The sequence below is a fragment of the Marmoricola sp. URHA0025 HA25 genome (assembly GCF_054059435.1).
In genome coordinates this window covers 3,993,951-4,012,492 of record NZ_JBSSCD010000001.1, presented here as the reverse complement: position 1 = coordinate 4,012,492, position 18,542 = coordinate 3,993,951, and the positions used below count along the sequence as shown (strand labels likewise).

General features: G+C 71.8%; 21 protein-coding genes. 11 read left to right on the top strand and 10 right to left on the bottom strand.

Annotated features, from left to right (window positions below; all coding sequences use genetic code 11):
* Positions 1-218 precede the first annotated feature (218 nt).
* The 3 genes from pdhA to ACVW00_RS19730 are packed head-to-tail and all read left to right on the top strand — an operon-like array spanning position 219 to position 3,825.
* Positions 219-1,361, top strand: a complete 1,143-nt coding sequence (gene pdhA, locus ACVW00_RS19740) for a pyruvate dehydrogenase (acetyl-transferring) E1 component subunit alpha (protein ID WP_457112598.1) — start codon at positions 219-221, stop codon at positions 1,359-1,361.
* The gene (locus ACVW00_RS19735) at positions 1,358-2,344 is read left to right on the top strand and encodes an alpha-ketoacid dehydrogenase subunit beta (protein WP_457112597.1); all 987 of its coding nucleotides are present in this window, start codon (positions 1,358-1,360) and stop codon (positions 2,342-2,344) included. Before pdhA ends, ACVW00_RS19735 begins: the two co-directional genes overlap by 4 nt.
* A gap of 8 nt (positions 2,345-2,352) precedes the next feature.
* The gene (locus ACVW00_RS19730; protein WP_457112596.1) at positions 2,353-3,825 is read left to right on the top strand and encodes a dihydrolipoamide acetyltransferase family protein; all 1,473 of its coding nucleotides are present in this window, start codon (positions 2,353-2,355) and stop codon (positions 3,823-3,825) included.
* A gap of 167 nt (positions 3,826-3,992) precedes the next feature.
* Here ACVW00_RS19730 and ACVW00_RS19725 read toward each other — a convergent pair whose 3' ends face one another.
* On the bottom strand, positions 3,993-5,474 hold the full coding sequence (locus ACVW00_RS19725; protein WP_457112595.1) for a PQQ-binding-like beta-propeller repeat protein: 1,482 nt from the start codon (positions 5,472-5,474) through the stop codon (positions 3,993-3,995).
* A gap of 7 nt (positions 5,475-5,481) precedes the next feature.
* Positions 5,482-6,318 (bottom strand): SDR family oxidoreductase, encoded by an 837-nt coding sequence (locus ACVW00_RS19720; protein WP_457112594.1) that lies wholly within the window; start codon positions 6,316-6,318, stop codon positions 5,482-5,484.
* An 84-nt stretch (positions 6,319-6,402) separates the two neighbouring features.
* Between ACVW00_RS19720 and ACVW00_RS19715 the strand changes: the two genes are divergently transcribed.
* Positions 6,403-7,407 (top strand): aldo/keto reductase family protein, encoded by a 1,005-nt coding sequence (locus ACVW00_RS19715; protein ID WP_457112593.1) that lies wholly within the window; start codon positions 6,403-6,405, stop codon positions 7,405-7,407.
* Between the two features lie 90 nt (positions 7,408-7,497).
* On the opposite strand, the gene ACVW00_RS19710 is transcribed toward ACVW00_RS19715, so the two are convergent.
* Positions 7,498-8,994, bottom strand: a complete 1,497-nt coding sequence (locus tag ACVW00_RS19710; protein ID WP_457112592.1) for a carboxyl transferase domain-containing protein — start codon at positions 8,992-8,994, stop codon at positions 7,498-7,500.
* 110 nt (positions 8,995-9,104) lie between these two features.
* Here ACVW00_RS19710 and ACVW00_RS19705 point away from each other — a divergent pair, with 110 nt between their 5' ends.
* The 3 genes from ACVW00_RS19705 to ACVW00_RS19695 are packed head-to-tail and all read left to right on the top strand — an operon-like array spanning position 9,105 to position 11,235.
* Positions 9,105-9,605 (top strand): RNA polymerase sigma factor, encoded by a 501-nt coding sequence (locus tag ACVW00_RS19705; protein ID WP_457112591.1) that lies wholly within the window; start codon positions 9,105-9,107, stop codon positions 9,603-9,605.
* A complete protein-coding gene (locus ACVW00_RS19700; RefSeq protein WP_457112590.1) occupies positions 9,595-10,458 on the top strand; it encodes a hypothetical protein in 864 nt (287 codons plus the stop codon). Before ACVW00_RS19705 ends, ACVW00_RS19700 begins: the two co-directional genes overlap by 11 nt.
* 45 nt (positions 10,459-10,503) lie before the next feature.
* Positions 10,504-11,235: a hypothetical protein gene (locus tag ACVW00_RS19695; RefSeq protein ID WP_457112589.1), complete on the top strand. Its 732-nt coding sequence runs from the start codon at positions 10,504-10,506 to the stop codon at positions 11,233-11,235.
* Positions 11,236-11,292: 57 nt separating this feature from the next.
* Here ACVW00_RS19695 and ACVW00_RS19690 read toward each other — a convergent pair whose 3' ends face one another.
* Positions 11,293-11,640 carry a hypothetical protein gene (locus ACVW00_RS19690; protein ID WP_457112588.1) on the bottom strand — a complete coding sequence of 116 codons (348 nt, stop codon included), beginning with the start codon at positions 11,638-11,640 and terminating at the stop codon, positions 11,293-11,295.
* Positions 11,641-11,705: 65 nt separating this feature from the next.
* Between ACVW00_RS19690 and ACVW00_RS19685 the strand changes: the two genes are divergently transcribed.
* The 3 genes from ACVW00_RS19685 (at position 11,706) to ACVW00_RS19675 (ending at position 13,314) form a co-directional block, all read left to right on the top strand.
* Entirely contained in the window at positions 11,706-12,161 is a 456-nt protein-coding gene (locus ACVW00_RS19685) for a GNAT family N-acetyltransferase (RefSeq protein WP_457112587.1), read from the top strand.
* 87 nt (positions 12,162-12,248) lie between these two features.
* A complete protein-coding gene (locus ACVW00_RS19680; RefSeq protein ID WP_457112586.1) occupies positions 12,249-12,869 on the top strand; it encodes a hypothetical protein in 621 nt (206 codons plus the stop codon).
* 19 nt (positions 12,870-12,888) lie between these two features.
* On the top strand, positions 12,889-13,314 hold the full coding sequence (locus ACVW00_RS19675) for a YybH family protein (RefSeq protein ID WP_457112585.1): 426 nt from the start codon (positions 12,889-12,891) through the stop codon (positions 13,312-13,314).
* A gap of 6 nt (positions 13,315-13,320) precedes the next feature.
* On the opposite strand, the gene ACVW00_RS19670 is transcribed toward ACVW00_RS19675, so the two are convergent.
* Genes ACVW00_RS19670 through ACVW00_RS19645 form a run of 6 tightly spaced genes read right to left on the bottom strand, consistent with a single transcriptional unit; the run spans position 13,321 to position 17,751 of the window.
* Complete coding sequence (locus ACVW00_RS19670) at positions 13,321-13,800, bottom strand: GNAT family N-acetyltransferase (protein ID WP_457112584.1); 480 nt, start codon at positions 13,798-13,800, stop codon at positions 13,321-13,323.
* The gene (locus ACVW00_RS19665) at positions 13,797-14,741 is read right to left on the bottom strand and encodes an oxidoreductase (RefSeq protein ID WP_457112583.1); all 945 of its coding nucleotides are present in this window, start codon (positions 14,739-14,741) and stop codon (positions 13,797-13,799) included. The genes ACVW00_RS19670 and ACVW00_RS19665 overlap by 4 nt, the downstream gene beginning before the upstream one ends.
* A complete protein-coding gene (locus ACVW00_RS19660) occupies positions 14,738-15,553 on the bottom strand; it encodes a maleylpyruvate isomerase family mycothiol-dependent enzyme (RefSeq protein WP_457112582.1) in 816 nt (271 codons plus the stop codon). The genes ACVW00_RS19665 and ACVW00_RS19660 overlap by 4 nt, the downstream gene beginning before the upstream one ends.
* Positions 15,554-15,566: 13 nt before the next feature.
* Positions 15,567-16,715, bottom strand: coding sequence for an NAD(P)/FAD-dependent oxidoreductase (locus ACVW00_RS19655; protein WP_457112581.1), 1,149 nt, complete (start codon positions 16,713-16,715; stop codon positions 15,567-15,569).
* Positions 16,712-17,326: a GTP cyclohydrolase I gene (gene folE / locus ACVW00_RS19650; protein ID WP_457112580.1), complete on the bottom strand. Its 615-nt coding sequence runs from the start codon at positions 17,324-17,326 to the stop codon at positions 16,712-16,714. Before folE ends, ACVW00_RS19655 begins: the two co-directional genes overlap by 4 nt.
* Positions 17,323-17,751, bottom strand: a complete 429-nt coding sequence (locus ACVW00_RS19645; protein WP_457112579.1) for a hypothetical protein — start codon at positions 17,749-17,751, stop codon at positions 17,323-17,325. Before ACVW00_RS19645 ends, folE begins: the two co-directional genes overlap by 4 nt.
* 80 nt (positions 17,752-17,831) lie before the next feature.
* On the opposite strand from ACVW00_RS19645, the gene ACVW00_RS19640 reads away from it, so the two are divergent.
* The gene (locus ACVW00_RS19640; RefSeq protein WP_457112578.1) at positions 17,832-18,521 is read left to right on the top strand and encodes a helix-turn-helix transcriptional regulator; all 690 of its coding nucleotides are present in this window, start codon (positions 17,832-17,834) and stop codon (positions 18,519-18,521) included.
* The last annotated feature ends 21 nt before the right edge of the window (positions 18,522-18,542 follow it).

The following is an 18,542-nucleotide window of genomic DNA, read 5'->3' as shown; positions in this document are numbered from 1 at the left end:
CGGGTGGTCGGCCCGAATCCTCGGACATCCACGCGGATTGGTGGTCGCGGACCACGAGTCGGTACCGTGGAGGGGTCATGTGGCCCGCGTCACAGCGGCCAACACCCTGTGCCAGGGATGCGCGGTCACGATCTGCCCACGTGTGGACGGCGACCCCGGCCCGCACCTGTTGGATCTGGAGAGAGACATGATGAGCACCTGCCCCGCCGGGACGTCGGATGAGTGAGCTCCTCGCGCCGACGCCGACCGGCGGCCCGGACTTCGTCCAGCTGCTCACTCCCGAGGGAGAGCGCGTCCAGCACCCCGACTACGCGTTCAGCGCTGGTGGTGCCGACGAGTCCGAGCTCATCCGCGGGTTCTACCGCGACATGGTCCTGACCCGCCGGATCGACACCGAGTCCACCGCGCTCCAGCGGCACGGCGAGCTCGGCATCTGGGCCCAGCTCCTGGGCCAGGAGGCGGCACAGATCGGCTCCGGACGAGCCCTCCGCCCCCAGGACTACGTCTTCCCGACGTACCGCGAGCACGGCGTCGCCTACTGCCGCGGCCTCGACCCGCTGCGGCTGCTCGGGCTGTTCCGCGGCGTCGACCAGGGCTCGTGGGACCCGCACGAGGCCAACTTCGCCAACTACACGATCGTGATCGGCGCCCAGACCCTGCACGCGGTCGGCTACGGGATGGGCGTCCAGCGCGACGGCCTGGTCGGCACCGGTGACCCCGACCGCGACACCGCCGTGATCGGCTACTTCGGCGACGGCGCTTCCTCGCAGGGTGACGTCAACGAGGCATTCGTGTTCGCCGCCTCCTACAACGCCCCGGTGGTGTTCTTCTGCCAGAACAACCAGTGGGCGATCTCCGAGCCGATCGAGCGACAGTCCCGGATCCCGCTCTACCAGCGCGCCCAGGGCTTCGGCTTCCCCGGCGTACGCGTCGACGGCAACGACGTGCTGGCGTGCTACGCGGTCACCCAGGCGGCGTTGCAGCGTGCCCGCGAGGGGAGTGGGCCGACGATGGTGGAGGCCTACACGTACCGCATGGGTGCGCACACCACGACCGACGACCCCACCCGCTACCGGATGAGCGACGAGCTCGAGCACTGGAAGCTCAAGGACCCGATCGCCCGCGTGAAGGTCTACCTCGCGCGCAACAGCCTCGCCGACCAGCACTTCTTCGACGGGGTCGAGGCCGAGGCCGAGCAGCTCGGCGCGCACCTTCGCGACGGCTGCAGGGCGCTTCCGGACCCGAGCCCCCTGAGCATCTTCGACCAGGTGTACGTCGAGCAGACCGACGAGCTCGCGGAGCAACGGGACGGCTATGCCGCCTATCTCGCGTCGTTCGAGGGCGAAGGAGCGCACGCATGACCAAGATGACCCTGGCCAAGGCGCTCAACGCGGGCCTCCGCAAGGCGATGGAGGCCGACCCGAGGGTGTTGCTGATGGGCGAGGACGTCGGCAAGCTCGGCGGAGTCTTCCGGATCACCGACGGGCTCCAGAAGGACTTCGGCGAGGACCGGGTGATCGACAGCCCGCTGGCAGAGTCCGGCATCCTCGGCACCGCGGTGGGCCTCGCGATGCGTGGCTACCGGCCGGTGTGCGAGATCCAGTTCGACGGGTTCGTCTACCCGGCGTACGACCAGATCGTCAGCCAGGTGGCGAAGCTGCACTTCCGCTCGCAGGGACACGTCCGGATGCCCGTGGTGATCCGGATCCCCTACGGCGGGGGCATCGGTGCGGTCGAGCACCACTCGGAGTCCCCGGAGGCGCAGTTCGCGCACACTCCGGGGCTCAAGGTGGTCACCTGCTCCAACCCGGTCGACGGCTACGTGATGATCCAGCAGGCGATCGCGAGCGACGACCCGGTGGTCTTCCTGGAGCCCAAGCGCCAGTACCACGCGGACAAGGCGGAGGTCGACGAGTCGGCGCCGCTGTCCGAGGCGCAGCCGCTGTTCACCTCGCGGGTCGTGCGCGCCGGAAGCGACATCACCCTGCTCGCCTACGGGCCGATGGTGAAGACCGCGATGAAGGCGGCCGAGGCCGCCGCGGGTGACGGGAGGTCCATCGAGGTGATCGACCTCCGCACGCTCTCGCCGCTGGACATGCGCCCGGTCTACGAGTCCGTACGCCGCACCGGTCGAGCCGTGGTCACCCACGAGGCGCACGCCAACCTCGGCATGGGGTCGGAGATCGCGGCCCGGATCACCGAGCACTGCTTCTACTCCCTCGAGGCGCCGGTGCTGCGGGTCGGCGGGTTCGACACGCCGTACCCACCGTCGCGGATCGAGGAGGAGTACCTTCCCGACCTCGACCGGGTGCTCGACGCCGTCGACCGCACCTTCGACTTCTGAGGACCCATATGTCTGAGTACAAGCTGCCCGACGTGGGCGAGGGCCTGACCGAGGCCGAGATCGTCACCTGGAAGGTCAAGGTCGGCGACGAGATCAAGATCAACGACGTCGTCGTCGAGATCGAGACCGCCAAGTCGCTCGTGGAGCTGCCGTCGCCGTATGCGGGGGTCGTCTCCGCGCTGCTGGTGCCCGAGGGCGAGACGGTCCCGGTCGGCACCCCGATCATCCGGATCGAGGACGGCGTGGCCGCACCGGCCCCGGCGGAGCCGTCCGCGCCCGCGGAGATGGACCTCTCCAACCCGGCTGCCACCGGCGGCGGCGAGGGCGAGAGCCTGGTCGGCCGCAACAAGGCCGAGCGCGCACCGGTACGCCGCGCCCGGCGTCGGACGATCCCCGAGGCGGCCGGTGTGCATGCCGCGAAGGCCGACGTCCACGACGTGTTCAACGCGGGCGCACCGCACCAGCACGACCAGGTGATGCATCTCGTCGATGCGGTCACCTCGGAGATCGAGCAGGACGCCGACCAGGGCGTGCCGCCGGTGCCCGCCAGCGGGGCGCCGGTCGAGGAGTCGTCCGGCGCGGTCCGTGCGCTGGCCAAGCCGCCGGTGCGCAAGCTGGCCAGGGACCTCGGCGTCGATCTCGCCACGGTCACCCCGAGCGGCCCCAACGGCTCGGTCACCCGTGCCGACGTCGAGGGCGCCGGTCGCATGCCCGCCCAGTACGCCGGCAACCCGCGCGACGTGGCGGCCGCGGCCGAGCCCGGCCGGCTCGAGGAGTGGCGCGAGCCGATCAAGGGTGTCCGCAAGATGATGGGCCAGGCGATGGTCCAGTCGGCGTTCACGGCACCGCACGTGACCGAGTGGATCACCGTCGACGTCACCCGGACGATGCAGTTCGTCACGCGGCTCCGCTCGCGGCGCGAGTTCGCCGACGTCAAGGTGTCACCGCTGCTGGTGCTGGCGTGGGCGTGCATCCGCGCGATCCGGCGTACGCCGGTGATCAACTCCTGGTGGGACGAGCAGGCTCAGGAGATCGTGTTCAAGCGGAGCGTCAACCTCGGCATCGCCGCGGCCACGCCCCGGGGTCTGGTGGTGCCCAACGTCAAGCACGCGGACTCGCTCTCGCTGCTCGAGCTGGCCGGCGCGCTCGGCGACCTGACGGCGGTGGCCCGCGAGGGCCGCACCCAGCCGGCCGACATGAGCGGCGGGACGTTCACGATCACCAACGTCGGGGTGTTCGGCGTCGATGCCGGTACGCCGATCATCAACCCCGGCGAGTCGGCGATCCTGGCGTTCGGGGCGACCACCCGTCGTCCCTGGGTGGTCTCGGACGCCGCCGGCAACGAGTCGCTCGAGATCCGCGACGTCTGCACGCTGGCGCTGTCCTTCGACCACCGGCACGTCGACGGCGAGAGCGGCTCGCGGTTCCTCGCCGACGTGGCCGCGATCATGGAGGACCCGGCGACCGCCATCCTGTTCTGAGGAGCGGACAGTCCCTCACCGTTGGCGCCCGCTCCCCCGGAACGGGTGCGGCTGGTGAGGGACTGCCGCGGCCCCCAGATCAACGGGGCGCGCCGGCGTCTCCGCGGCGGAGCGGGTGCAGGTGCGCCATGCCGGTTCAACGACCCACCTGGCGCGCTGGTTACTGCTCAGCCGTGGTCCTCGAACCGGATGAGACCGGCAAGGGTCGGCATGTAGGCGGCACCGTCGGGCCCGAGGTAGATCGACGCGTAGTGGTTGTTCCACTGGATGCCGTTGCCGGTGCGCTGGGACCAGCGGGTCGTTCCGGTGCGGACGTCGATCGCCGTGAGGTACCAGCTGTCGTCGAGCAGGAACGCCGCCGGCTTCGTGTAGACGTAGAGCAGCCCGTTGCCGAGCGAGACCTTCGGCACCGACGTCGGCGCCGAGACCGGATTGGTCCAGGCGACCCGGCAGCTGCCGTCGCCCTCGAGGTCGACCCGGGCGACGCCGGGCGACGTGGTCTTGCCGAGCAGGGTGCTCTGCACCCCGGCGTACCCGTAGTTGTTCTCGACGATCACCGACCGGCCGCCCGCGTAGGCGAGGCTGTTCTCGGTGGCGGAGGCGCCGGCGCCGAAGACCGGCACGCGGCAGATCTCGTGGTCCGGCCCGTTGCCGGTGCGGCGGTAGAAGATCACGTGCATCCGCGGCTCGGCGTTGTCGGTGATCGCGACCAGGTCGTTGCCGATCAGCGTCGGAGTGGTGCCCGACCCCTGGGAGAGCTGCCCGGGCTTCTGCTGGGTCCCGCGATCGTAGGCCTGGGACCAGCGGACCACGGGTGCTCCGCCGGCGTCTGCCGCGACGGCCGCGATCCGGTGGGTGGTGACCAGGTAGATCGCGCCGGTCTCGTCCCCGGCCAGCGAGTTGAAGATGCCCTCCCCGGCGAACTGCATCGCGTGCACCTGACCCGTCCCGGGGTCGACCACCCCGACCCGGCCCTGCTGGGTGGCGAAGAAGATCCGGCCAGACCAGTCGGGCATGGTCGCGACGACGCAGTCGCCGTCCGGCACCTGCGCGGACACGTCGAACGTGCCGGTGTGGGTCAGCCCGCTCGGGCCGACCTGGATCTGCCAGATCTGCTTGTCCGTGGTGAGGACGTAGGCGACGTCGTGGGAGTCGAGGAAGAAGTAGGTGCCGCCGCAGATGTCGCTGAACGGGTTGGACAGGCTGAGCAGGTCGCGGGTCGACGTCTGCAGCTGCGCGATCTGCGTCAGGGTCGAGGGGTCGATCAGCCGGAGCGTGAAGCCCTCCAGCCCGCCACAGAGGCCGACGATCCGGCCGCGGGAGTCGAACGCGATCGTCGCGCACTCGGAGATCCCGTACGTCGCCGACCGGACCTGGAGCCGCCGGCCGAGCGGTCCGCCGGTCTCGTAGGCGTCGGACGCATAGGCGTCGTCGTGCATGGAGTTGGAGCCGTTGGCCGCCAGGTACGGGTTCTGCCCGATCGGCAGGTGGGGCAGCGGCTGCGCGACAGCAGGGGTGCCCGTGAACGGCTCGCTCAGCAGGTCCGTGGGCAGTGAGGGGATCGGCAGCGGGCTCGACGCCGCCGCGACCGGCACCAGCGACAGCAGCGCGATGAGCAGGGTGGCGCCGACCAGTCGCACACGAGTCATAAAGACCTCAACGAGAAGGCGGCGCCGAGGACACGGGACCGGGCTCGACCGTGATGGCACCGACCTCCCAGCCTGCAGGGCTCGCCGGGTGCAGGATCGCGTCCGTGCCGCCGTCGGCGAATACCACGGCACCGACCAGCAGGCTCGAAGCGGGGGAGAGCAGAAAGCCGATCAGGGCGGCGACCTCCTCGGGCTCGCCCGGGCGGCCGATCGCCGTCGGGTAGGTCTCCGCGAACGGCCCGAACACGGGGTCGGCGTGCAGCCGGTCGGTCATCGGCGTGGCGACCATGCCCGGTGCGATCGCGTTGACCCGGATGCCGCGCCCGGCCCACTCGGGCTTCACCCCTTCGCGGCGGGCCCAGTAGGCGAGCGCCATCTTGGACGCGGGGTAGACCTGCACCGCCTCCGTGGCGGCCGCGAGCCGGCGCGCCTCGGGCTCGTCACCGGCGAGGCAGGCACTCGCGACGTCGGCGTCCCACCCGGGCTGGCAGGTGATGGAGTTGGACGCGATCAGCACCACGGCCGCGTCGGGCGCCGTGATGCGGTCACGCAGGCCCTCGGCCAGTCCGATCGCGCCGAAGTAGTTCACCGATACCAGGAGCGCCGGGTCGACGCCGGTGAGGCCCGCGATGCCGGCGCACGGCACGACGCCGGCGATCCCGCCGGGCGCGAGCTCGGCGACCCGGCGTACCGCCTCCGCGCGGCCTTCGGGCGTGGCCAGGTCCGCCTCGACGTCGGCGTCGTGCAGGTCGACGCCGATCACCCGGTGGCCCTCGGCGGTCAGGTGGGCGAGGGTGGCGGCGCCGATGCCCGAGGCGGCGCCGGAGACGACGTAGGTGCTCACCGCAGGATTCAAACTGAAACACGTTCTCATGTCGAGCGTCGGGCATTGTCGACAGCGCTTGTGGAGATTCCGTAAGGTCGGGGCATGGAGACCCGCAACCTCGGCCGCAGCGGCCTGAAGATCACCGAGATCGCGTACGGCAACTGGATCACCCACGGCTCCCAGGTGGAGGAGGACGCCGCGCTCGCGTGCGTCAGGCAGGCGCTGGACGTCGGCATCACCACGTTCGACACCGCCGACGTGTACGCCGCCACGCGTGCCGAGTCGGTCCTCGGCAAGGCGCTCGCCGGGGAGCGGCGCGAGGGCCTGGAGATCTTCACCAAGGTCTACTGGCCGACCGGCCCGAGCCACAACGACCAGGGCCTGTCGCGCAAGCACATCCTGGAGTCGATCGACGGGTCTCTGCGCCGGCTCGGCACGGACTACGTCGACCTCTACCAGGCGCACCGCTACGACCACGGGACGCCGCTGGAGGAGACCATGCTCGCGTTCGCGGACGTGGTCCGGTCCGGCAAGGCGCTCTACATCGGCGTCTCGGAGTGGCGGGCCGAGGAGATCCGGGCGGCCGCGTCGCTGGCCCGGGAGCTGCACGTGCCGCTGATCTCGAACCAGCCGCAGTACAACATGTTCTGGCGGGTGATCGAGGCCGAGGTCGTCCCGGCCTGCGAGGAGCTCGGGCTCGGCCAGATCGTCTGGTCGCCGATCGCCCAGGGTGTGCTGACCGGGAAGTACCTGCCGGGCCAGCCGCCGCCGGCGGGTTCCCGCGCGACCGACCAGGCCGGGGGCGCCGACTTCGTCGCCCGGTGGCTCGACGACGACCACCTGAGCGCCGTGCAGGACCTCAAGCCGCTGGCCGCGGATGCGGGCCTGTCGCTGGCGCAGCTGGCGGTGGCGTGGACCCTGCAGAACCCGAACGTGTCCGCGGCGATCATCGGCGCCTCCCGCCCCGAGCAGGTGACCGAGAACGCTGCCGCTGCCGGCATCGTGCTCGAGGACGACCTGCTGGCCGCGATCGACAAGGTGCTCGACGGCTTCATCGAGCGCGACCCGGCCAAGACCACCTCCCCGGCGACCCGCGTCTCGGGTTGACGCGGCAGGCTTCCCGACCAGAACTGGTGCTTCCCGACCGCAATCCGATTCGGGCAGCCCGAAATTCACTATGCCAGTAGTGAAACCCGATCAGTCGTCGAACCGGGCCGCCCGTCGGGCACGCAGCTCGGCGACGTCGGCGTGGAAGAGCGCGGCCAGCTCGTGCTCGAGCACCGCTCCGACCCGCCGGCAGAACTCCTCCGGCTCGTCGGCGGCGTCGGGGTGCTCGGCGACGATCCGGTCGACGACGCCACGTGCCCGGAGGTCGAGGGCGCGCACCTGCTGGGCGCGCGCCATCTCGGGGGCGTGGTCGGTGTCCCGGTGGACGATCGCGCTCGCACCCTCCGGGGGTAGCGGAGAGAGCCAGGCGTGCTGCGCGGCGACCACCCGGTCGGCCGGGAGCAGCGCGAGCGCGCCGCCGCCGTTGCCCTGGCCGAGCATCAGGCACAGCACCGGGGCGTCGAGGGTGACCAGGTCCGCCAGGCTGCGCGCGATCTCCCCGGCGAGCCCGCCCTCCTCGGCCTCCGGGCTGAGCGCCGCGCCGGGTGTGTCGATCACGGTCATCAGCGGCAGCCCGAGCTCCACGGCTAGCCGCATCCCGCGACGCGCTTCCCGCAGTGCGCCCGGCCCCATCGGCCGGTCACTCGTCTGGCCGCGGCGGTCTTGCCCCAGGAAGACGCACGGGGCGTCCCCGAACCTGGCCAGGGCGATCAGCAGGCCGGGGTCGGACTCGCCCTGGCCGGTGCCGTTGAGCGGGATCACGTCCGTGGCGGCGTACTTCAGCAGCCGCCGCACGCCGGGCCGGTCGGGCCGGCGTGACCGGGTGATCGCCTCCCACGCGTCGACGTCGGGGATGTCCTCGTCCGGCAGGTCCGCGGTCGGTGCGGCCGGCCGGGCGAGCAGGATCGACAGCGCCCGGGCGAGGATGCCCGAGATCTCCTCGGGCGGGAGGACGGCATCGACGATCCCGTGGGCGTAGAGGTTCTCCGAGGTCTGGACGCCGTCCGGGAACGGACGGTCGTAGAGCGCCTCGAAGACCCGGGGCCCGAGGAACCCGACGAGGGCTCCGGGCTCGGCGACCGTGACGTGGCCCAGCGAGCCCCAGGAGGCCATCACGCCACCCGTCGTGGGGTCGCGCAGGTAGACAAGGTACGGCAGGCCTGCGGCCTTGTGGGCGGCGATCGCCTCCGAGATCCGGATCATGTGCACGAAGGCCGGGGTGCCCTCCTGCATCCGGGTGCCGCCGCTGATGGGCGCCGCGAGCAGCGGGATGCCGGCCGACGTCGCCCGCCGGATGCCGGCGACGAGCCGGCGAGCGGCGTCACGCCCCACCGAGCCGGCCAGGAAGCCGAACTCGCAGGCGACGACGGCCACGCGATGGCCGTGCATGAGGCCCTCGCCGGTGACCACCGACTCGTCGACGCCCGACCGCTCCTGCGCGGCAGCCAGCTCCGCGGCGTACGCGGGCGAGACCTCGACCCGCTCCGGCGTGGAGTCCCAGGAGGACCAGGACCCCTCGTCGAGCACGAGGTCGATCAGCTCGTGCGCGCTCAGCCGTGAGCGTCCGGCCGGAGGGGTGGCGGTCACCAGCGGATCGTACTGGGGTCTCGGGCCGAGAAATGCACTCGTTCGTGTCAACCCAGCGGCCCCCTCGACGCCCTATAACGGTGAAGAGGGACACAAGGCGGGAGCGCAAGGTGGACGAAGGGCAGCGGGTCGAGTTCGAGTGGGTCTTCCGCTCGACCTACCCGTCCGTGCTCCGGACGACCTATCTGATCCTGCACGACCGTGGTCGCGCGGAGGAAGTCACCCAGGACGCGTTCCTCCGCCTGTGCGAGAGGTGGCGGGGCGTGGCGCGGGTCGACCTGCCCGGACCCTGGGTACGACGGGTCGCGGTCCGTGCGGCGATCCGGCAGGCAAGGCTGAGTCGCCTCCGGTTCTCGACCGGGCCAGCGGACGAGCCGACTGTCCACGACGTCGAACCCGATGTCGACCTCGCGAGAGCGATCGGGTCCCTTCCTGCCCAGCAACGGGCGGCGGTCGCGTTGTACTACCTCGAGGATCTCTCCGTCGACGAGGTCGCGCACGTCCTCGACGTGTCGGCCTCCACCGTCAAGCAGCACCTGCACCGAGCCCGGGCCCGGCTCGCGACGTTGCTGTCCGAAGTGACCGAGGAGGTGTCCGGCGATGTCGATTGACGAACGACTCCGTGCGGGCCTGGCCGCGAACACCGAGCACCTCGACACGCGCCTCGACCGCGAGCTGTCGCTGGTCCTGAGAAGGGCCCATCGGCGACGCCAGACCCGGGTGATCGCCGGCGTGGGCCTCCTGGCCGCCGCTGTCGTCGCGGCAGTCGCGTGGCTCGGGGGCGTGCCCGGACTGGTGCGAGCGGACCAGCCGCCAGACCCTGCCAGGACACCGAAGGTGACCGTCCTGCATCCGCGGTCGATGGCGGGCATCGACGGCCCGATCGAGGCGGGCACCTGGGTGGTGCCGTTCTGGGGCAACGCCCCGGACTCGTTGCCGCGCGCGGTCGTGGAGGTCCCGGAGGGGTACGGCAGTCCCGGTGGCTGGGTCGTCGACCGCGGAGCCGACGGCGACCCGGACCAGTACGGCTCCGTGTCCTTCTGGACGGTGCACCGGGTCTTCCGCGACCCCTGCGAGGGCGTGACCTCCTTCGATCCGGGGCCCGGGACTGCCGCCCTGGCCCGGGCCCTTCGCTCCCAGACCGGGTTCACCGCCACATCTCCGCGGCCGGTCGAGGTCGACGGGTACGCCGGGCTCTACCTGGAGGTCAGCTTCCCCACCGACAGCGCCCGGGTCGTCGGCTGCCGTGGGTCGCAGTACCTGCTCTGGAGCACCGACGCCGGCGACTCCTACGGGACCGACAGGGCCGGGACGGTGAGCCGGCTGTGGATCCTCGACGTGCTGGGGACCCGCGTGGTCATGGTCGCCGACACCACGCCGCGGGAGGACGCCGCGGCCACGGCCGAGGTGCTCGGCATCGCCGCCTCGGCCCACTTCCTCGAACCCCTCGACCAGGCCCGCTGAGGCCGTCCGCCGAACACGCTGTGCCCGCCCGAGAAGGAGAATGCGATGCGTCATGCCCGAAACACCTGGAGAGCCGCGATCGTCCTGACTGCAGCACTGGTCTCCACGAGCTGCGGCGGGGGTTCGGATCCCGCGGCAGCGCCGAAACCCGCCGCCGCCGCGACGCCGAAGCCGATGGAGGGGATCGACGGTCCGCTCGAGGCCGGATCCTGGGTGGTGCCGTTCTGGGGCAAGGCCCCGCACTCGTTGCCGCGGGCGGTCGTGAACGTCCCCGAGGGCTACGGCAGCCCGGGCGGCTGGGTCGTCGACCGCGGAGCCGATGGGGACCCGGACGACTACGGCTCGGTGTCCTTCTGGACGGTCAAGGACCTCCTCCGTGACCCCTGCCAGGGTGAGGCCACCTACGACCGCGGACCCGGGGTGGCCGACCTCGCCAAGGCGCTGCGCGGCCTGCCCGGGATCGCCGCTACCTCGCCGAGGCCGGTCGAGGTCGACGGGTACGCCGGGCTCTACCTGGAGATCAGCTTCCCGACCGACAAGGCCGGCTTCCGCAACTGCCACCAGTCGCAGTACCTGCTCTGGGCCACCGACGCCGGCGACCGCTACGGGACCGGCATCGCCGGCACGGTGAGCCGCCTGTGGATCCTCGACGTCCTGGGAACGCGCGTGGTGATGGTCGCCGACACGACACCCCACGAGGACGCCACCGCCACCTCCGAGGTGCTCGGGATCGCCGCCTCGGCCCACTTTCTCGAGCCGCTCGAGGCCACATCCTGACCTACCGCCGCGGGGCCGCCGGCTTCGGGCGGCACTGCGTCACCGGGCCGCACCGTGTCAGCGAGGACCCAGCGTCGCGCTGTCGATCGACTCCGAGCCGTGCCCGGGATCCGGCTCCTTGAGCTCGACGAAGATCGTGTGCGTGTCGGTGTCACCGATGTTCACCCCGGAGTGCTCCTGGGCGTCGAGCCAACGGGCCTGGAACGCCGGGATCTCGACCTCGACCTGGCGGTCGCCGGAGACGAGGCGCCGCCGGAACGACGACAGCGTCACCATCACCGAGTCCGGGTGGCTGTGCGGCGTGGTGGCGTCGCCGGGACGGTCGAGGTACTCCAGGACGCGCACGCGCTCGTTCTCGAACACCACGCGGTAGAGGTCGGGGTTGGTCTCCACGGGATCCGGCATGCGCCGACGCTACCGGCGGTACGTCGTACGGCGGAACCTTCGACCGGGCGACAATGGGAAGCACGATGCAGATCGCGATCGACGACCCGATGCGTCCCGACGTGGTGTCGCTGCTGGCGGAGCACCTCGCCGACATGCACGCCACCTCGCCGGCCGAGAGCGTGCACGCCCTCGACGTCGCCGGGTTGCTCTCGCCGGACATCACCTTCTGGACGGTGCGCCGCGACGGGGTCCTGCTGGGGAGTGGCGCGCTCAAGGAGCTCGACACCGGCCACGGCGAGGTGAAGTCGATGCGCACCACGACAGCTGCCCGCGGCAGCGGGGTGGCAACCGCGATGCTGCGCCACCTGCTCGAGACTGCGACCGGACGTGGTTACACCAGGGTCAGTCTCGAGACCGGCAGCCAGGAGTTCTTCGAGCCTGCACGGCGCCTCTACGCGCGGCACGGCTTCACTCCCTGCGGCCCGTTCGGCGACTACGTGGACGATCCGCACAGTGCGTTCTTCACCCTCGCGCTCTGAGGGCACTCCCGGTCGAGTCCTCCAGGTCGATCGTTCCCGAGCACCCGCGGTACGCCGTACCGTGGAGGCTTCGAGGAGGAGACACCGATGCGCCGGATGCTGACGTGGTGTGCCGTGGTCGCGGTCGCCCTCGGCGCTCTCGTGACGGTTGCGTCGCCCGTTGACGCCTCGTCGCAGGTGCGGCGCCGGGCGATCATCACCTTCGACAAGAACCCGCTCGACCCGAGCAGCTCCACGCTGACCTGGAAGGTCGTGCGCCGCACGAGCGGCGGCGCCTGGCGGACCGTCGAGCAGCTCTCCTGGCGCGCCGGGTCCGGGATGCTCGGGCCCGCCGGCGTCGACGAGTGCGCCAAGGGCCGCGGCTGGCTGCCCGACGGCAGCTACCGGCTCCGCTTCCACCGCGACTACGCCGGCAACCTGATCAAGGGCCGGGCCTTCCGGCTCGACGACCACCGTTGCCGCAACGGCCGGTGGCGGGTGCAGCTGTTCATCCACACCGAGCAGGGCGCCCACGACGTCCAGTGCCCCGACGACGTCGGCGACCAGGTCTGCCGCTGGGAGTTCCCGGAGGTCAACGACTACAAGTCCGCCGGCTGCATCAAGCTGGCGCCCGGCGACCTGGCCGAGCTGAGCCGGCACTTCCTGCAGTTCTACAAGGCGGGCGTGCGCTACCCGAAGTCGCGAGTCGTCGTCCGCGTCGTGGCGTGAGCGCCGGAGAGGAGTCGTCATGAACCAGCACGAGGCGTTCGCCGCAGAGGTGGTCCCGCTCCTCGCGGCCGAGGTCGCGGCGGTCCACGCCGGCGACATCGGCCCGCGGCTCGAGCTTTGGTCCCGCGGTGAGCCGGTGACCCTCCTCGGCGCCTGGCTCAGCGCGTGTGGCTGGACCGAGGTGGAGCAGGTGTTCGACAACCTCGCGAACACGTTCCACGGCGACCTGGGCACCGAGTTCGAGGTGCTCAGTGCGGAGGCAGACGGTGACCTGGGCTACGTCGTCGGGCTCGAGCACACGTCGGCACTCGTCGGCGAGGACCGGGAACGCCGCGACTACACCCTGAGGGTGACCACCATCCTTCGCCGCGAGGACGGGAGGTGGAGGATCGTGCACCGCCACGGAGACGAGGTGCCGTTCGTCAGGCCGGGAGCTCAGGGCTGAGTCGGTCTACAGGTCCTTGACCATGAGCCCGACCAGGTGGCCGGTCGCGTCGTCCCGGCCGGCCTCGACGTAGCCGCGCCTGCGGTGGAACTCCAGCGATGGCTCGTTCGGCGGGTCGAGGTTCACCTCCAGGCACATCACCGGGGCCACCTCGCGCGCCCGGTCCTCGATCTCGTCGTACACGCGGCTGGCGATGCCGGCGCGCCGCAGGGACGGGTCGACGACGATCCGGTCGAGGTAGTAGAAGGCGTCGTAGCGGCGCGCGAACCAGGCGAAGTTCTCCGAGTCGTACGCCGACCCGGCCGCGAACGTGAGCACGAAGCCCACGTCCCGGCCGTCGTGGAGGATCACACAGCCCCGGTCGCACCAGCCGAGCAGGTCGCCGAGACGCTGCTCGTCCAGCGGTGAGAGCAGCTCGACGTGGGCGGCGTTCCAGCCGAGGACCAACCCATGGTCGGCGGGCGTGATCGGGCGGAGGACCGTCACCCGGGGCCGGGCCCCGGGTAGCGCAGGCCGGTCGCCGCCTCGCTGAGCTCCCAGAGCCGGCGCTGCGCCTGCTCGTCCAGGGCTCGTCGGCGCGGCGCGACGATCCGGGGGTGGCCGCGGAGCTGGAGGAAGCCGTCCGGGCCGATGTAGGTCGAGCCGGGGAGGTCCGCGGTCGCCGCCATCAGGGTGGGCAGCGCGCCGAGGTCGGAGCGCTGACCGAGCAGCCGGCTCGCCCCGGACATGATCCACCCGCCGACGCCACCGGTCTTGCCCATCAGCTCGGTGGCGGAGTAGCCGGGATGGGCGGCCAGTGCCTTCACCGGCAACCCTGCCGCCCGGGCGCGCCGGTCGAGCTCGAAGGTGAACAGCAGGTTGGCCAGCTTGGAGCTCGCGTAGGCACCCCACCGCGAGTAGCGGCCTGGCGCGCTGCGCGGGTCGTCCAGCGGCATCCGGCGGGCATAGCGGTGTGCCTGCGACGCGACGGTGACGACCCGCCCGTCCCCCGAGGCTGCCAGCTGGGGGAGCAGCAGGCCGGTGAGCAGGAACGGCCCGAGGTGGTTGGTGCCGAACTGCAGCTCGAAGCCGTCGACCGTGCGCGCGTACGGCAGCGCCATCACGCCCGCGTTGTTGACCAGCAGGTCGAGCGGACCGAGCTCGGCGACGTGCGTCGCTGCCCGGCCTACCGAGGACAGGTCGGCGAGGTCGACGATCGCCCGGTGCAGGACGGCGCTCGGGACGGCCGCCATGATGTCGGCCTCGGTGCGGTCGAGCTTGGCCTCGGAGCGGGCGCCGAGGACGACCTCGGCTCCGTGCCGGGCCAGCTCCAGGGCGGTGCGCTCACCGATCCCGCTGGTGACCCCGGTGACGAGGGCACGTCGACCGGAGAGGTCGGGCAGGTCGCCCATGGTCCAGCGCGCCGGCGTACCGTCGCTCCGGCTCATGTGGTGACCGCCAGGTTGTCGAGGACGGCCCGGCCGAGCTCGTCGTCACCCTCGACCGTCGGGTCGGTGGCATCGAGCCCACGGCGGCCGCCGGCGAGCACGATGAAGTCCTCCGCACTCAGGACGATCCGCACGGTCGGCGACTCGACGGCGTCGACCATCGCCGCACGACCGTCGTCGCCCACCCGGACGGTCCAGCCCTGGCCGGCATCCGGTACGTCGACCCGGACCGTCGTGCCGGGAGCGGGCGAGACCCGCTTCCCGACGACCATCGGGAGCGCCCGGCCGAAGGCCGCGACCGTGTGCCGTGCGGCCGGGCCGTCGAAGCCGCCCGGCCGCCCGATCGCGCGGCGGATGTCCTGCTCGTGCATCCAGATGTCCACCGGACGGTTGCTCAGCAGCTGTTCGGTGCTCCACGGCGCGTCGCCCGGCGTCTTCGGCGGTGGGCTGGCCCCGTCGGTCGGAGGCTCCGCGTCGAGGGCAGCGCCCCGTTTCGCCGCGGCCTGCTCGATCTCGTCGGCCAGCGACGCCATGTCGCGACCCCGCCTGGCCACCACGCCCTGCTCCGTGTAGTGGCCCGACAGGTTCTTGACGTGGCCGCCTGTCTCGACCGGCGCGGTTTCCTCCGGCGTGCCTGCGAGCACGGCCTCGAGGTGGGCGGTGTGCGCGACGTTGTCCTTCACGCTCCAGCCGTCGAGATCGGTCGGAAGGTCCCACTGGTCCTCGGGGACGTCGCGGGCCAGTGCGACGAACTCGGCGATCGCCTGCCGCCAGGTCGCGACCAGCTCGGCGAGGCGGGATGCATCGTTCATGAGCGCAGATTACTCAGCGCCCTTCGCGCACGCGGCTCCTGAGCTCGTCCGAGCGGTCCCACTGGTTGACGTGCATGGCGGCGACCAGGCGGTCGCCGCGCCACCAGAAGCAGGCGAAGGACTCCGGGTCCTCGCCCTCGATCCGCAGGTCGTCGAAGCCCGCGCTCCCGATGTGGCCGAAGTACTCCATGCCGAGGTCGTACTGGTCGGTGAAGAAGTACGGCAGCTCGTCGAACGAGACGTCCTCGCCGGCGAGGGCATGCGCGGCCGCCTTGCCCTGGCTGATCGCGTTCTGCCAGTGCTCGACCCGGACCCGCTCCCCGAGCAGCGGGTGCTCGGCGTTGGCCACGTCGCCGGCGGCGAACACGTCCGGGTGGCTGGTGCGCAGGCCCGCGTCGACCAGCACGCCGTTGTCGACCGCGAGGCCGGCATCCCGGGCGAGCTCGTCGTTGGGCAGGGCACCGACACCGACGAGCACGGTGTCCACCACGATGGTGGTCCCGTCCCCGAGCACGGCGGTCGCGCCGGCGAGCTGGTCGAGGCCGGTGCCGGTGCGCAGGTCGACGCCGCGCTTGCGATGCGCGGCCGCGAACCGGGCACCGACCTCGGGTCCGAGGGCGACGAGGAGCGGCTGCTCGGCCGGCTCCACGAGCGTGACGGTCGTGCCCAGCTGGTGTGCTGACGCGGCCACCTCCATGCCGATCCAGCCGCCACCGACGACGAGCAGCCGGCGGCCGGCGCCGAGCCGCTCGCGCAGGGCGGCGGAGTCGTCGAGCGTGCGCAGGTAGTGCACCGCGAGGTCGTCGGTGGCGTCGAGCGGCAGCCGCCGCGGGCGCGCGCCGGTCGCGAGGAGGAGGCGCGACCAGCTGATCGTGCCCTCGGTGGTCGCGACGGTGTGGGCGTCCGGGTCGATCCGGGTCGCGTCGACGCCGGTGCGGAGGTCGACGGCGTGCTCGGCGTACCACTCCACCGGATGCACGTACGTCGACGCGGCGTCCTTCTCACCGACGAGGAAGCCCTTGGACAGCGGCGGCCGCTCGTAGGGCACGTGCTCCTCGCCGGCGAGGAGGACGACGTCACCGTCGTACCCCAGCTCGCGGAGCTCGGTCACGGCAGTGCCGGCGGCGAGCCCGCCGCCGACGATCACGATCGGGTCGGTCATCGGGACCCCTGTCGGGTGAGGGAGAGGAACTCGGCGCGGGCCGCGGGCTCGTCGCGCAGGTGCCCGAGCATGGAGGAGGTCACCGTGCGCGTGTCGTGCGCTCGCGCGCCACGCAGCGTCATGCAGGTGTGCTCTGCCTCGACCACCACACCGACGCCGCGCGGCGCCAGCCTCTCCTCGAGGTGCCGCGTGATCTGCATGGTGAGGCGCTCCTGGGTCTGCGGGCGGCGTGCGAAGTGGTCCACGGTGCGCGCCAGCTTGGACAGTCCGACGATACGCGCGGCGGGCAGGTAGCCGACATGGGCGACTCCGCGGAACGGCAGCAGGTGGTGCTCGCAGACCGACTGCACCGGGATCTCCTGGACGAGCACCAGCTCGTCGTACTGCTCCGCGTTGGGGAAGGTCGTGAAGTCGTACTCCGGGACGTCGAGGAGCTCGGCGTAGGCGTGCGCGAACCGGCGCGGCGTGTCGACGAGATCCGGCTCGTCCACAGGGACACCGAGGGCGGCCATGAAGTCCGCGGCGGCCTTCTCGGCCGCCGCCAGGTCGGGTGCCGAGCGGTCGTGCACCACGCGGAGCCGCGACGGGACCTGCTGGAGGGCCTCGGTCATCGCGCGACCCGGGACGCAGCGAGCCGGGCCAGCGCCAGCGCGCCGACGAGCAGGCCGAAGTCGCGCAGCGCGACGTCGTAGTAGTCCCCGACGATCAGCAGGTTCACGATGATCCCGGCCAGCCAGAGCGCGACGACGTAGCCGCCCCGCCTCGGCGCGAGCGCGACCAGGATGCCGGCGGCGATCTCGACCACGCCGATCATCAGCATCGCCTGGTGTGCGTCACCGGGGATGAGGTCGTTGACCCACGGCGCCAGGTACTTCTCCCAGTGGTCGGTGAGCACCTCGGCGAACTTGTCGATGCCGAAGAGGATCGGCGCCACCGTGAAGACGGTGCGCAGCAGGCGGTAGGCGTCGAGGGCGCCGTCGGCGCCGATCGTGCGGGTGCGGGCCGAGGCAGGGGTGGTGGTCGCGGAGGTCGTCATCGGAGGAGCCCTTTCTAACGGAGAAGATTCTTTACGTTAGGACTCTGGCGCTCTTTCGTCAACACATCTACTCTTTAGAAATGACCGACCCGCTCGACGACGTGGCCGAGCTCGCCGCGCTCGCCGAGCCGCTGCGCCGGCGGCTCTACCGGCACGTCGCCCGCAGCGCCGACCCGGTCGGTCGCGAGCAGGCCGCCGCCGCGCTGGGTGTGCCGGTGCACACGGCGAAGTTCCACCTCGACCGGCTGGTCGACGACGGCCTCCTCGACGTGGAGTACCGGCGGCTGACCGGACGCACCGGGCCGGGCGCAGGGCGACCGGCCAAGCTCTACCGGCGCTCGTCGCGGGAGTTCGCCGTCTCCCTGCCGCAGCGTCACTACGACCTCCTCAGCGAGGTCCTGGCGGCCGCCGCGGCGGCCTCTGTGGAGCGTCGCCTGCCCGTCGACGAGGTGGCGCCGGAGGTGGCCCGCAGGCGCGGCGAGGAGCTGGGCATCGCCTGTCGCGACGACGCGTCCGGCGACGCCCTCGAGCGGCTCGGCGCCGCGCTCGGCGAGGTGGGCTACGAGCCCAGGGTCGAGGAAGGCCGCCTGGTGCTGGACAACTGCCCGTTCGACAGGATCGCTCGCGAGCACACGACGCTGGTCTGCGGGCTGAACCTCGACCTCGTCAGCGGGGTGATCGACGGACTCGGCTGCGCGGGCGTCGCCGCGTCCCTCGAGCCGTCGCCCGGCCGGTGCTGCGTGAGCGCGCGCGTCGGCGGGCCCGCTTGAGCGCTCGGCGCGCTGGGTACC

Bases quoted from the DNA above. Each gene is read 5' to 3' on its own strand.
- ACVW00_RS19685 (WP_457112587.1), top strand. From the start codon at position 11,706: ATGCAGATCGCGATCGACGACCCGATGCGTCCCGACGTGGTGTCGCTG.
- ACVW00_RS19655 (WP_457112581.1), bottom strand. From the start codon at position 16,715: ATGACCGACCCGATCGTGATCGTCGGCGGCGGGCTCGCCGCCGGCACT.
- ACVW00_RS19665 (WP_457112583.1), bottom strand. From the start codon at position 14,741: ATGAGCCGGAGCGACGGTACGCCGGCGCGCTGGACCATGGGCGACCTG.
- ACVW00_RS19660 (WP_457112582.1), bottom strand. From the start codon at position 15,553: ATGAACGATGCATCCCGCCTCGCCGAGCTGGTCGCGACCTGGCGGCAG.
- folE (WP_457112580.1), bottom strand. From the start codon at position 17,326: ATGACCGAGGCCCTCCAGCAGGTCCCGTCGCGGCTCCGCGTGGTGCAC.
- ACVW00_RS19645 (WP_457112579.1), bottom strand. From the start codon at position 17,751: ATGACGACCTCCGCGACCACCACCCCTGCCTCGGCCCGCACCCGCACG.
- ACVW00_RS19675 (WP_457112585.1), top strand. From the start codon at position 12,889: ATGAACCAGCACGAGGCGTTCGCCGCAGAGGTGGTCCCGCTCCTCGCG.
- ACVW00_RS19730 (WP_457112596.1), top strand. From the start codon at position 2,353: ATGTCTGAGTACAAGCTGCCCGACGTGGGCGAGGGCCTGACCGAGGCC.
- ACVW00_RS19695 (WP_457112589.1), top strand. From the start codon at position 10,504: ATGCGTCATGCCCGAAACACCTGGAGAGCCGCGATCGTCCTGACTGCA.
- ACVW00_RS19640 (WP_457112578.1), top strand. From the start codon at position 17,832: ATGACCGACCCGCTCGACGACGTGGCCGAGCTCGCCGCGCTCGCCGAG.
- pdhA (WP_457112598.1), top strand. From the start codon at position 219: ATGAGTGAGCTCCTCGCGCCGACGCCGACCGGCGGCCCGGACTTCGTC.
- ACVW00_RS19680 (WP_457112586.1), top strand. From the start codon at position 12,249: ATGCGCCGGATGCTGACGTGGTGTGCCGTGGTCGCGGTCGCCCTCGGC.
- ACVW00_RS19735 (WP_457112597.1), top strand. From the start codon at position 1,358: ATGACCAAGATGACCCTGGCCAAGGCGCTCAACGCGGGCCTCCGCAAG.
- ACVW00_RS19715 (WP_457112593.1), top strand. From the start codon at position 6,403: ATGGAGACCCGCAACCTCGGCCGCAGCGGCCTGAAGATCACCGAGATC.
- ACVW00_RS19690 (WP_457112588.1), bottom strand. From the start codon at position 11,640: ATGCCGGATCCCGTGGAGACCAACCCCGACCTCTACCGCGTGGTGTTC.
- ACVW00_RS19725 (WP_457112595.1), bottom strand. From the start codon at position 5,474: ATGACTCGTGTGCGACTGGTCGGCGCCACCCTGCTCATCGCGCTGCTG.
- ACVW00_RS19700 (WP_457112590.1), top strand. From the start codon at position 9,595: ATGTCGATTGACGAACGACTCCGTGCGGGCCTGGCCGCGAACACCGAG.